This window comes from Propioniciclava soli (genome assembly GCF_014858005.1).
Lineage (GTDB): Bacteria > Actinomycetota > Actinomycetes > Propionibacteriales > Propionibacteriaceae > Propioniciclava > Propioniciclava soli.
In genome coordinates this window covers 1-12198 of sequence record NZ_JACYOT010000007.1, presented here as the reverse complement: position 1 = coordinate 12198, position 12198 = coordinate 1, and the positions used below count along the sequence as shown (strand labels likewise).

Annotated in this window: 12 protein-coding genes; 4 read left to right on the top strand and 8 right to left on the bottom strand. The window is 70.8% G+C overall.

Translation table 11 applies throughout. The features are described from left to right. From IFY26_RS08975 to folP, 3 genes are all read right to left on the bottom strand, one after another. Positions 1-945, bottom strand: coding sequence for a hypothetical protein (locus IFY26_RS08975; protein ID WP_232548664.1), 945 nt, complete (start codon positions 943-945; stop codon positions 1-3). Positions 946-1067: 122 nt separating this feature from the next. After that, positions 1068-1451, bottom strand: coding sequence for a DnaJ family domain-containing protein (locus tag IFY26_RS08970; RefSeq protein WP_232548663.1), 384 nt, complete (start codon positions 1449-1451; stop codon positions 1068-1070). Further along, positions 1448-2365, bottom strand: coding sequence for a dihydropteroate synthase (folP, locus tag IFY26_RS08965; RefSeq protein ID WP_232548662.1), 918 nt, complete (start codon positions 2363-2365; stop codon positions 1448-1450). The genes IFY26_RS08970 and folP overlap by 4 nt, the downstream gene beginning before the upstream one ends. 163 nt (positions 2366-2528) lie before the next feature. Between folP and IFY26_RS08960 the strand changes: the two genes are divergently transcribed. Next, positions 2529-3539 (top strand): aldo/keto reductase family protein, encoded by a 1011-nt coding sequence (locus tag IFY26_RS08960; protein ID WP_232548661.1) that lies wholly within the window; start codon positions 2529-2531, stop codon positions 3537-3539. Positions 3540-3613: 74 nt separating this feature from the next. Here the strand turns inward: IFY26_RS08960 and IFY26_RS08955 are convergent, their stop codons facing one another. After that, positions 3614-4981: an NAD(P)/FAD-dependent oxidoreductase gene (locus IFY26_RS08955; protein ID WP_232548660.1), complete on the bottom strand. Its 1368-nt coding sequence runs from the start codon at positions 4979-4981 to the stop codon at positions 3614-3616. A gap of 180 nt (positions 4982-5161) precedes the next feature. Between IFY26_RS08955 and IFY26_RS08950 the strand changes: the two genes are divergently transcribed. Then, positions 5162-5686 (top strand): SigE family RNA polymerase sigma factor, encoded by a 525-nt coding sequence (locus tag IFY26_RS08950; RefSeq protein WP_232548659.1) that lies wholly within the window; start codon positions 5162-5164, stop codon positions 5684-5686. After that, complete coding sequence (locus tag IFY26_RS08945; RefSeq protein ID WP_232548658.1) at positions 5683-6675, top strand: hypothetical protein; 993 nt, start codon at positions 5683-5685, stop codon at positions 6673-6675. Before IFY26_RS08950 ends, IFY26_RS08945 begins: the two co-directional genes overlap by 4 nt. Positions 6676-6682: 7 nt before the next feature. Here IFY26_RS08945 and IFY26_RS08940 read toward each other — a convergent pair whose 3' ends face one another. The 3 genes from IFY26_RS08940 to IFY26_RS08930 all read right to left on the bottom strand — a co-directional run bounded on the left by IFY26_RS08940 (position 6683) and on the right by IFY26_RS08930 (position 9957). Continuing rightward, positions 6683-7654: an LCP family protein gene (locus IFY26_RS08940; RefSeq protein ID WP_232548657.1), complete on the bottom strand. Its 972-nt coding sequence runs from the start codon at positions 7652-7654 to the stop codon at positions 6683-6685. A 287-nt stretch (positions 7655-7941) separates the two neighbouring features. Further along, positions 7942-8790: a sugar phosphate isomerase/epimerase family protein gene (locus IFY26_RS08935; RefSeq protein ID WP_232548656.1), complete on the bottom strand. Its 849-nt coding sequence runs from the start codon at positions 8788-8790 to the stop codon at positions 7942-7944. 3 nt (positions 8791-8793) lie between these two features. After that, on the bottom strand, positions 8794-9957 hold the full coding sequence (locus IFY26_RS08930) for a Gfo/Idh/MocA family protein (protein ID WP_232548655.1): 1164 nt from the start codon (positions 9955-9957) through the stop codon (positions 8794-8796). Between the two features lie 148 nt (positions 9958-10105). Between IFY26_RS08930 and IFY26_RS08925 the strand changes: the two genes are divergently transcribed. After that, positions 10106-10906 carry a maleylpyruvate isomerase N-terminal domain-containing protein gene (locus IFY26_RS08925; RefSeq protein ID WP_232548654.1) on the top strand — a complete coding sequence of 267 codons (801 nt, stop codon included), beginning with the start codon at positions 10106-10108 and terminating at the stop codon, positions 10904-10906. 35 nt (positions 10907-10941) lie between these two features. Here the strand turns inward: IFY26_RS08925 and IFY26_RS08920 are convergent, their stop codons facing one another. Further along, positions 10942-11934, bottom strand: coding sequence for a Gfo/Idh/MocA family protein (locus IFY26_RS08920; protein ID WP_232548653.1), 993 nt, complete (start codon positions 11932-11934; stop codon positions 10942-10944). Positions 11935-12198: the final 264 nt, after the last annotated feature.

Here is a 12198-nt window from a genome sequence, read left to right as displayed (position 1 = left end):
TCACTGCGCAGGCGTGGCGGGGGTGGGGACGGCCTCGTTGGTCGCCATGCTCACGGCCGACGGCGTCGACCCGGCCGCCGCGGGTGTCGCGGTCGGAACGGGGGTTGCCGTCGGAGTGGGGGCCGTCGGTGACGGCGTGGCGGTCGGCGTGGCCGTGGCGGCGGGTGTCGGCTCGGTCGGCGTGGCGGTGGGCGCCGGCGTCGACGCATCGGACGCCCCGGTCGCAGCGTCGGAGGTCTCGGCCCTCTCGACCGTCGTCACGTTGCCCACCGTCGTGCCCTCGCCGCCGGAGAGCGCTCGGCCCGTGCTGGCCTCGACGCCCGTGATCACCCCCAGGCCCACGACGAACGCCACACCGGCGGACGCGAGCGCCCCCGCCGCCGCCCAGCGCAGCCCCGAGCGTCGGCTGGTACCGGCGGCGGTCGCTTCCGCACCCGGGGCCACGCCTGTATCCGCACCCGTTCGCTCCTCCGATCCGCCGCGTGTGGCCGTCGGGCCGATGCCGGCGGGCTCGCCGACCGCGCCATCGGGACCGGTCGGGACCAGCCCGGGCGCGACACCGTCGAGAGCGGGGGCGTCCGGGTGCACCCCGGAGCTGAGACCGGTGAACAGGACGGCGTCCGGCACATCCCCTTGGAAGTGCGCTGCCTCCATGTCGGCGTCGGTGGTGCCGGCCGGTGCGACGTCGGCGACACCCGCGTCGGGAGAGTCACCGCGGAAGCGGTCGGAGATGGAAGAAACGGAGTAGTGCGTCCGCCGGATGCCGAAGGAGTAGAGCGCGGTCGCGACGGCACCCACCACCGATCCGATGGCGGCACCGGCGAGCGTGCCCGCCGTGCCGAGGGTCGAGCCGAGGACGGAGGCGGTGACGGACGAGAGGGCACCGGCCGTGATGGCGGTGGGTGACAGCTCCAGGGTTGGGCGTGGGGAAGTGGTCGTGCTCACCGAGCAATTTTAGTTCTGGAAACCATTTACCAGCCAGCTGGTTGCTGCGACCTGGGTCTGAAGTTGCACCTTCAACCATCCGACCGCAGTGGCAGGCGGCTCGCCGGGCCACCCGCCGGCGCTCAGCCGGACCGCCTCTGGCGCCAGCGCGCCACCTCGGCGTCCACGTCGACCAGCCGCACCACCAGCTGCCGGCCGCGCTGGGGGGCGGCGTAGTACGCACGAATACGACCGTTGAGGTCCTCGCAGCGCTCGCGGGCCTCCACCTCGGTACGGGCGTCGGCGAGCGCGCTCTGGATGTCGGCCACCTCGCGGCGCAGCGCGGCCGGCCCGGTCAGCACCGGTTCGAGGTTCTCGGCGCGCATCTTGTTCTTGACCCACCAGTCGGGGTCGTCGTCAAGGTGCAGGGGCTTGCCCGCACCGGGCAGGTGATCGAACGCGCCACGTTCCATCGCTTCCCGGATCTGGCGGTCGATCCAGCTCTCGAACCCGCTCGGGCCGCTCATGGCTCACCCCGTTCGGCCCGGGCCGGGGGTCGGTCACCCCGCACGGACGCGACCATGTCGAGAGTGCGCCGAGTGGCCGCAACGTCGTGGGTGCGGAACACCGTCGCCCCCAGCCAGGCCGCCACCGCGGTCGCCGCCAGCGACCCCTCCAGCCGATCGGCCACGGGCAGGCCAAGGGTCTCCCCCACGAAGTCCTTCCGCGAGATGGCCTGGAGCACCGGGTGGCCGAGCGAGGCGATCTGTGCGGTGGCGCGCAGCACGCGCAACGAGTGGCGGGTCGTCTTGCCGAAATCCAGGGTCGGATCCACAAGCACCGCCTCGGGTGCAACGCCGGCGTCCATCGCCCGGCGCGCTCCTTCCCGCAGCCCGGTGATGACGGACGCGACGACGGCGTCCGGATCGTCGCCGTAGGAGACGGCGACCGGATCCGTCCGCGGCGGCAGCCCCCCGGTGTGCGACACGACGTAACCCGCCCCGAGGTCGCCTGCGGCCGCCGCCAGATCGGGGTCGTGGCCCGCCCACGTGTCGTTCACGAGGTCGATCCCCAGATCGGCGACGGCGGCCAGCACCTCGCTGCGCCACGTGTCGACGCTGAGCACGAGATCCGGGTGTCGCTCCCTGGCCTTCGCGAGCAGGGGCTGAATGCGCCCGATCTCGGTCCGGGCGTCCACCCAGTCACCGGCCTGCCCGGCCCGGACACCCCCGACGTCCACCAGATCCGCCCCTGCAGCCACGGCGGCGTCGAGCGCTGCGAGCGATTCGTCCACCCCCTGGCTGCCGGAACTCGCCCAGAACGAGTCCGGCGTGCGGTTGAGGATCGCCATCACCGCCGGGTGAGCGGCGTCGAAACGCTGCCCCCGCAGCACGAGCACAGGCGTGCGGGGGAGGTTCACGGGCCAGACGTGCTCGGTCACGGCGCGATTGTCACTGATCGGGCAAACCTGCTTGTCCGGATGCGGCGGGGCTCGGCCGAGAGCATCGGGGCGCACTGTCAGGCGCCGGTGGTAGACATGGTGGGGTCAACCTGCCCCCACCCCATCTGTCCACAGCAACCTTTCCCCACCACAAGGAGTGACGATGAAGTACCGCTACCTGGGCAACTCCGGGCTGAAGATCACCGAGATCGTGTACGGCAACTGGCTCACCCACGGCTCGCAGGTCGAGAACGAGGCGGCGACGGCGTGCGTCCGGGCCGCGCTGGACGCCGGCATCACGAGCTTCGACACCGCCGACGTCTACGCCAACACCGTCGCCGAGGAGGTGCTCGGCGAGGCGCTCAAGGGCGAGCGCCGGGCGTCGCTGGAGATCTTCACGAAGGTCTACTGGCCGACCGGGCCGAAGGGGCCGAACGACTGCGGCCTGTCCCGCAAGCACATCATGGAGTCCATCGACGGCTCGCTGCAGCGGCTGCAGACCGACTACGTCGACCTCTACCAGGCGCATCGGTTCGACACCGAGACGCCGCTGGAGGAAACCATGCAGGCGTTCGCGGACGTCGTGCGCGCCGGCAAGGCGCTCTACATCGGCGTCAGCGAGTGGACGGCCGACCAGATCCGCGCCGGTCACGAGCTGGCCCGCGACCTTGGCATCCAGCTCATCAGCAGCCAGCCGCAGTACTCGATGCTGTGGCGCGTCATCGAGCCCGAGGTCGTGCCCACCTGCGAGGAGCTGGGGGTGAGCCAGATCGTGTGGTCGCCCATCGCGCAGGGGGTGCTCACCGGCAAGTACGTGCCGGGCGAGGATCTGCCGGAGGGCTCGCGCGCCACCGACACCAAGGGCGGCGCCGACATGATCAAGCGGTTCATGAACGACGACGTGCTCGGCCGGGTGCAGAAACTCAAGCCGATCGCCGAGGGGCTCGACCTCTCCATGGCGCAGCTGGCCGTGGCCTGGGTGCTGCAGAACAAGAACCTCGCCGCAGCGATCATCGGCGCCTCCCGGCCCGAGCAGGTCACCGAGAACGTCAAGGCCTCCGGCGTCGAGATCCCCGCCGACGCCATGCGGGCGATCGACGAGGCGCTCGGCGACGTGGTCGTGTCCGACCCGGCGATGACGGCGCAGAACGGTCCGCAGAAGCGCCCGGTGTGAGCCCGGCCTGACGGCCTGACGCCGCACCCGGACGCCCGGCTCGGCGACCCGCCCGCGGGTCGCCGGGCGGGGCGTCACCGCGTGGTGCGCTTCTCCGATGAGCGGGGGTTCTCGCCCTTGAGCAGCCGCCCGGTGACGCGCTGGCCGAGCTGCTCGAGCGCGAGGCGTCCGACCATCTGCTGGTTGGTGGTCACGCGCTCGGTGCGGCCGGTGCCGAGGAACGAGATGGCCCAGTGCAGCAGGGTGGTCACGCGGCCCTTGAAGCCCGCGATGTAGAACAGGTGCAGGATCAACCACATGACCCAGGCGATGAAGCCGGTCAGCTCGATGCGGCCGATCTTCACGACCGCCTCGTACTTGGCGATCGTCGCCATGGATCCCTTGTCGTGATACTTGAACGGTTCGCCGTCCGGCGTCCCGGCCACCTGGTTGGCGATGCGGCGGGCGGCGTACTGCCCCTCCTGGATCGCGCCCTGGGCGACGCCCGGGACGCCGGGCACGGAGGCGAGGTCGCCGATCACCATCACGTCGGGGTGCCCGGGCAGGGTCAGGTCGGGCTGGACGACGACGCGGCCCGAGCGGTCGACCTCCGCGCCGGCCTGCTCGGCGATGGTCCGTCCGATGGCGTTGCCCTGGACGCCGGCGGCCCAGACCTTCGCAGCGGCCGGAATGGTGACCGGCGCGCCGTCCTTCGGCTGGTAGGTGACGGACGTCGAATCGACGCCGGTCACGATGGCGTTGAGGATGACCTCGACGCCCGCCTCCTCCAACGACTTCTGCGTCTTGGCGCCCAGCGAGGGCCCGAAGGGCGGCAACACCTGCGGCGCGCCGTCGATGAGGACGACCCGCGCCTCGCGCGGATCGATGCGCCGGAACTGGCCGACGAGCGTGCGGGAGGCCAGCTCGCGGATCTGACCCGCCATCTCGACGCCGGTGGGCCCGGCACCGACGACCACGAAGGTCAGCAGCATGCGACGCTGCTCGGGGTCGGTGGCCTGCTCGGCGTGTTCGAACGCCCAGAAGATGCGGGCGCGGAGCTCGAGGGCGTCGTCGATCGTCTTCATGCCGGGCGCGAACGTGGCGAACTGGTCGTTGCCGAAGTACGACTGCCCGGCGCCGGCGGCGACGATCAGCGAGTCGTACGTGAGCGTGCCGGGCGCGTCGTGGAAGCGGTAGTGGACGACCTTGTTCGCGACGTCGACGTCGGTCACCAGACCGGTCACGGTGCGCACGTTCTTCTGCCGCTTGAGGATCTCGCGGGTCGAGGGCGCGATGGCACCCTCGGACAGGATGCCGGTCGCCACCTGGTAGAGCAGGGGCTGGAACAGGTGCTCGGGGCTCTTGGAGATGATGGTGACGTCGACGTCCGCCGAACGGAGCGCCTTGGCGGTGAAGAGACCACCGAAGCCGGAGCCGATGATGACGACGTGGTGCTTGGGCATGTCGGGAAACCCCTTCTGGTGTCGGACCGCTCCCATTGTGCGTGACCGGGCGGGCGAAGGCCACCGGTTGCCAACCCGTGGTCGGCCCGGCGAGCATGGGGGCGTGGCCTGCCGTCGACCTCGCGGGGCGTCTGTGAAGATTCGTGCAACCCGCGGCGCACCCGCGCCGTCCTTGTGTGCATGACAACCAGCACCACGACGCGCGAGGAGGAGTTCTCCGCGTTCGTCGCGACCCATGGCGGGTCGCTGCGCCACGTCGCCCACCTGCTGACCGGCAGCCGCGACGGGGCTGATGACCTGCTCCAGGACGCACTCCTGCGCACCTGGCTGCACTGGCGGCGTGTGGAGCCACAGACCGCCTGGGCCTACACGCGCCGCATCATGGTCAATCTCGCGACGGACCGTTGGCGCCGCAAGCGCTACGAAACGGTGAGCGCCGATCTCGGCGACTGGCAACCCGATGCGCACGCCGCCGCCGCGTTCTCGGCCACCGAGGATCGCGACTTCATCGTCGACCAACTCTCCCACCTGAGCGCCCGCGAACGCGCGATCGTCGTGTTGCGCTACTACGCGGATCTCTCCGAAGCCGAGGTCGCCGAGCACGTCGGCGTGAGCGTCGGCACCGTCAAGTCCACCTGTTCCCGCGCGCTCAGCCGGCTCCGCAGCCGGAACGACGCCGCCGAAGCCACCAGGAGCAAGTCATGAGCCCCATCAACGAGAACGAACTTCGCAACGAGCTGTGGTACGCCCACGACGGAGCCGAACCCGACACCGACCGTCTCACCGCCAGCGTCCTCCAGCGCGGTCGAACCGTGCGCCGCAACCGCACGATCGCGGGCGGCCTGGCCGCCGTCGTCCTGCTGGGCGGTGCCACCTTCGGCATCGGCTCCCTGCTGGAGAACACCACCCAGCGCGGCGTCCCGGTCAGCGAGGTCTCGCCGACGCCCACGGCGACGACGACGGCATCGCCCTCGCCCACCCCGAGCACGTCGCCCGGGACAACGCCGACCCCGGGGTCGCCGACGTCCGCCACGACGCCGGCCGGCGACCAGACGCCGCCCGCCGACCCGCCCGCATCGGCCACCCCCGCCTGGCCGGACTACACGGACAACGGCATCTTCCCCGCCGACTTCGGTGACCTCGGGGGGTTCCGTCTGCTCCACGAGGGCACCCCGGCAACGGACGAGGTGACGGCATGGGAGGAGGAGTCGCCCGTGGTGCGGTTCTGCGACCAGGCGCCGGGCGCCCTCGTCGAGGTCGAGGCGGGCCGCCACATCCAGGCCCGCGGCCCCGCGGGGATGGGTTGGGACGAGTCCGTTCTGGTGTTCCGCACCGAGCAGGCGGCCATCGACTTCCTGGACCAGGTGCGATCGTATGAGTACTCCGACGAGGCGTGCAGCCGCGATGAGCAGACGCCGGGGTGGCGCGACCAGTGGGCGCTCGCCGAGCTGAACGATCTCGGCGACGACGCGATCGGCCTCAGCTGGTGGACGCAGGCGGAGGTCGACGGTACGTGGGCGGACGCCCCGGGCGGGTCGCTGAGCGTCAGCGTCCGTCAGGGCCGCGCCGTCTACACGGGGCTGACTTTCGGTGAATACGTGGGTGACCCGCTGGACGCCGACGCCCTCGCCGAGCTCCAGCCGTTCTTCGACGACGCGCTCGCGCAGGACTGCCCCTGGCCCGGCGGTTGCTGATCCGGTGTCAGGCCCGCGCGGCCAGGTAGGCGTCCAGCGACTCGGTCTGGATCGCCCGGGCGAGGTCGGCCATGCCGGCCTCGTCCATCACCACGATGGACTGGCCGTCGGCCGACGTCCCCAGCCCGGAGACCGGGGCCTGCAGGCTGACGATGTCGGTCGCCCCGCCCAACCGCAGGCTCATGGCCGTGGCGAGCAGCTCGGAGTTCGTCAGCCCGGCATCCACGGTGACGTACTGCCCCAGCAGCCCCGCCACGTCGTTGAAGCGGCTCGGGTTGGCCAACGTCCCGGAGGAGAACAACTGGTCGAGCGCGGCGGTGACCACGGCGCGCTGCCGGGCCGCCCGATCCAGGTCGCCGTGGGGCAGCTCGTAGCGCTGCCGGACGTAGGCCAAGGCCTCGTCCCCGCGGAGGGTGATGGGGCCGGCGGGCCAGGAGTACCCCCGTGACGACGACGCGATGGTGTTGTCCACCGTCACCCCACCGAGCGCTTCGGTCAGGCCCGCAAATCCGTCGAAGTCGATCATCACGACATGGTCGGTCCGGACGCCGACCAGCCCCTCCACGGTGCGGACGGCCAGCGCCCCGCCCCCGTGCGCGAAGGCAGCGTTGATCTTGGCCTCGCCATACCCCGGGATGTCGACCCACAGGTCGCGGGGAAACGAGATGAGGTACAACCGGTCCCGCGCCGGCGTCAGGTGGGCCAGCATCAACACGTCGCTGCGGCCCCGCTCGTCCTCGTTGCGGGCATCGCTGCCGATGAGCAGGTAGGTGAGCGACCCGGGTTCGGACGCGTCGGGCGCCGGGCGGGGCGGGTCGGCGGCATCGGCTGCCCCGGCCGGGGCCGCCGCGCCCCCCGCGTCCGCCAGGGGCAACAGCTCGGGATTGCGCGAGATGGCGCTGACCGAGGCCCAGGTGCGCCACGCGTAGAACCCGCCCAGCACCAGGCCGAGGCCGAGCAGACCGCAGATCAAGGCCACGGCCCACCGGCGGCGGCGCTTTTCGGGCGCACCAAAACGACGCGCAACAGACGTATTCATGTCATTCCCCCCGCGCTGTTCAATCACCGCATGCACACGGCCCCGTCCGGGCGATGACTGAACACTACGCCGCGCGGAGGGGGGCGAAAAGGCCCCCCAGAGGGGACACGAGAAATGCCGCGTGGGACTAATTCACCATCGCCCGCAACGCGTCCGAACAGGCAAATTCCCCACATTCGATGAATGTGGGGAATCAGCGAGCGGTGTCGGCCACCGCGGGCCCGGGGTCAGTAGCCGATGGAGGCGAGGTAGCGACGGGAGTCGGCGATGCAGTCGTACGGGTCGCGGCCGTAGGTGTCGTCCTGCTCGATGAAGAAGTACTCCGCGCCGGCGGCCTCGGCAGCCGGCAACAGCTCGGGCCAGTTCATGTTGCCCTGGCCCACCTCGGCGAACTGCACGATGTTGTTGAACGCGCTCTGCCAGCCGGCGAAGTCCCCGGCGCTCAAGAACTCCATCGCCGAGGCCGGCACGGGGGTGACCCGGAAATCCTTCACGTGGATGATCTTGCACACCCCGGAGTAGCGCTTGAGCATGTCCAACGGGGCCATGCCGCCGCGCTGCACCCAGTGCAGGTCCACCTCGAAGTTCAACGCAGGCGCCACCCGACGCACGAGGTCGAACAGCAGCTCGCCGTCGAACCGGGTCAGGTCGACGTGGTGGTTGTGGTAGCACAGGGTGATGCCGTCGGCGGCCAGCCGCTCGGCGGCGCTCTGGCACTCGGCGGCCCAGGCCTCCGCAGCGTCCTTGGCCATCATGGCCTCGAACGGCATCATGCCGATGCGCACGAACCGCGTCTCGAGCCGGCCGCAATCGTCGACGATCTTGGCGTAGCTCTCCTCGAGGTTGTCGCCGGTCGCCACGCGACCCGGCTTGAGCGCGACCGACAGGGCACCCACGTCGATGCCGAGCTCGCGGACGCCGCGCTCCAGATCGGCGGTGGTGGCGGCGTCCATCGGAATCTGGGAGACCTCGACCGCCGTGAGGTCCATCGCGACAATGCGTTGCAGCACCGCGAACATCCCCTCATCCGCGACCTGCTGCTTGAGCATCATCATCATCACGCCCAGGGTGGCCATGGTTCAGCTCCTCGTCTCGAAGGTGCCCTCGGCGGTGATCCGCGCGTTGAGCTCGCTCAGGTACGTGTCCTCGTCGAAGTTCTCGATCGAGACCTCACGGCCCAGCCAGCTCGACAGGTGGATCGCGTTCGCGAGACGGACGCCGTGGATGCCGTCCGCGCCGGGCGCGAGCAGTTCCTCCTCGCCCCGCACGGCCGCGGCGAAGTTCCGCAACACCTCCGCGTGCTGGGCGCCCCAGACCGAGCCGTAGTCCTTCGTCTCAGTGGTCATCAGCTCGGCGCGGTCGAGCTGCCCGGTGAACAGCCGGCGAACGGCGTCCACGTCCATGCTCGCCGAGAGCTCCTTCTCGTCCTGGACGAGGCGGGTGATCGTCACCGTGTTCGAGTCGTCGACGACGACCTTGCCCCGGTCGCACAGGATCTCGAGGCGGTCGGTGCCTGGCAGGTCGTGCACGCAGGTGATGAACGAGCCGGTGGCCCCCTCACCGAAGTCGACCAGGGCGTTGACCTCGTCCTCCACGGCGATGTCCCGCCGGAAGCCGTAGCCAACCTTGGCGAACACCGACCTCGGCACCCCGCACACCCACTGCCACAGGTCGAGCTGGTGGGGTGCCTGGTTCACCAGGACGCCGCCACCCTCGCCACCCCACGTGGCGCGCCACGCGGACTGGGCGTAGTAGGGCTGCGGGCGCCACCAGGTCGTGATGGTCCAGCTCGTGTGCCGCAGCTTGCCCAGCTCACCGGAGCTGATGAGCTCGCGCAGGTCCTGGTAGAGCGGGTTGGTGCGCTGGTTGAAGAAGACCCCGAACTGCAGGTCGGGCTTGCTGGCGGCGAAATCGATGAGTTCGCGCGCCTGCTTGGTGTAGACGCCGACCGGCTTCTCCACCAAGGCGTGGACGCCGTGCTCCAACGCATGGATGCCCATCTCGGGGTGGAGGTAGTGCGGCACCGTGGTGACCACGGCGTCCACCTCGCCGGAGGCGACCATCTCGGTGTAGTCGGTGAAGAACGGCACCCCCAGGTCGTCTGCCGCCTGCTTCTTCTCGGGCAAGATGTCGCAGATCGCGCCGATCGTCATGGTGGGCACCTTGCCCTCGCTGATGAGCTTGGCGTACATGCCGCCCTCGGCTCCCAGCCCGATGATGCCCAGTCGCACCGTGTCACCCATGCCCGCTCCTTTGCTCGTGGTTCGGTGTCCACCCTAGTGCGTCACGACAGCGCCCGGAGGGGGCTCGGCGGCGATTGACCGCCAGTTGTCTCGGGGACCCGGACGCGGGGTCCACCGAACTGTCGGAGCCGGGTGCGAGGATCGGCCCATGATCGATCACGCTCGCGTCCTGGCCGACGAGTCGGCCCGCTTCGCCGCCGTTGTGGCCGAGTCCGATCCGGACTCCCCCGTCCCCACGTGCCCCGGTTGGACCGTTGACGACCTGCTGTGGCACCTCACCGACGTGCACGGCTTCTGGACGCGCATCCTGACGACGGGCGCCCAGAGCGACGCCGACGTCGAAGCGGCGGAGGCGGCCGGCCCCGCGCGGCCGGAGGACCGCGCCGCGCTGCTGGACCTGTTCGCCGCCGAGACCAACGCCCTGGCCGAGGCGCTGGCGGGCCGGGCGGACGACGAACCCGCTTGGTTCTGGCTCGGGAGCGACCAGAGCGTCGGCGCGACGCGCCGCATGCAGGCGTTCGAGGCGACGATGCACCGCGTGGACGCCGAGGTGGCCGCCGGGCTCGACCCCACCCGCATCGGTGTCGAGGTCGCCCTCGGTGCGATCCGGCACGCCTTCGACGTCATGTGGGCGTGGTGGGGCACGCTCCCCGGTTTCACCTTCACCCCGGTCGCGAAACCGGTCGCCCTGGTGGCGACGGACGCCGACGCCACGCTGGTCGTCCAAGGTGGCCGCTGGCGCGGCACGGGTGAGTCGGGCAAGGAATACGACGAGCCGGGCGTTCTGCTCATGGCCGAGCGGGACGCCGCGGCGCCGGCCGCGTCGGCCACCGGCACGGCCGAACAGCTGGCGCTGTGGCTGTGGGGCCGCGGGCCGGAGCCGGCGACCGAGGGCGATGAGGCGTCCCTCACGGCGCTCCGCCAAGTGCAGGAGGCCGGGATGCAGTGACCGCGCAGGCGCCAGTCGCGCAGCGCCGGCGTGCGTCAGAAGCCGGAGACCTCGTAAGTGCGCTTGAGCATCTCGAGGCTCTTCATGGCCTCGGCCGGCCCGATCCAGAAGGGTTCCGGATCGTCGACGCGGGTGTAGAAGTCGCGGATCAGGAGTTCGTGCGAGACGCCCCAGTACGAGCGCCCCCCGGAATTGGCACGACGCTCGTCGAAGGTCTCGACGCGGCCGTCCGCCCAGGTGACGGTCAGGCCGTTGCGCAGACTCACGTAGGCGTTCTCGCAGTCGAGCTCGATCTCGACGGCCCGGTGCTGGGGCGCGGTGAGGGTGGCGTACACCGAACTCTGGACGCCGCTCGCGTGGGTGAACAGCATCTCGGCGGTGTCCTCCACCTCGATGACGTCGCCGAACTTGTTCTGCGCCACGTGTCCCTTGACGTCGACCACGTCGCCGAGGAACCACTGCACGAGGTCGAGAGTGTGGATGGCCTGGTTGATGAGGAGGCCACCGCCTGCCCGGGCGCGGCTGCCGCGCCACGGTTTGGCGGCGTAGTAGTCGGCGGTGCGCGTCCACACCACCGACGCGTACGCCCCCCGGACGGCGCCGAGCGCGCCCGAGTCGAGCAACCGGCGCAGCTCCTGACTGCTCACGTTGTAGCGGTTCTGGAAGCAGATGCCGATCTTCGCCCGCGCGCCCGGGGCGGCGTCGACGAGGCGCTGAGCATCGGCCAGCGACGCGGCGATCGGCTTCTCCTGCACCACGTGGACGCCCAGCGCCAGCGCCGCCAGCGAGGCGGACACGTGCTGATCGTGCGGCGTGGTGACGTGCACGACGTCGGGGTCGACGGCATTCACGAGCGCATCGACGGTGTCGAAGGCGGGGACGCCGAGGTCACGCTCGGCAGCCTCGCGTCGTGCCGGATCGGTGTCGACCATCCCCACGAGCTCGACCCCGGCGATGGCGTCGATGGCTTCACGATGAACGGTGGCGACGTCGCCCCAGCCGATGATGGCGGCCCTGCTCACTGGCATGCCCCCACCGTACTCGTCCCTCACCCGTCGCACCCGGCGGACGTGACCGCACGCCGCCACCCTGCCCGTGTCACCGCCACCCTGCCCCTGCCCACGCCCCCCTGCTCGATTCGCACCGCCCTGCCGTTGCGCCGCTAGGGGGGCGGTCCCAACGGCAGGGAGGCGGTCCCAACGGCAGGGAGGCTGGCCCGGCAGCGCTGCGCAGACAGGCTGGTGGGCCGAGAATCCGGCTCTTCACGAAAGAGAGTGGATGAGGGGTCGGAA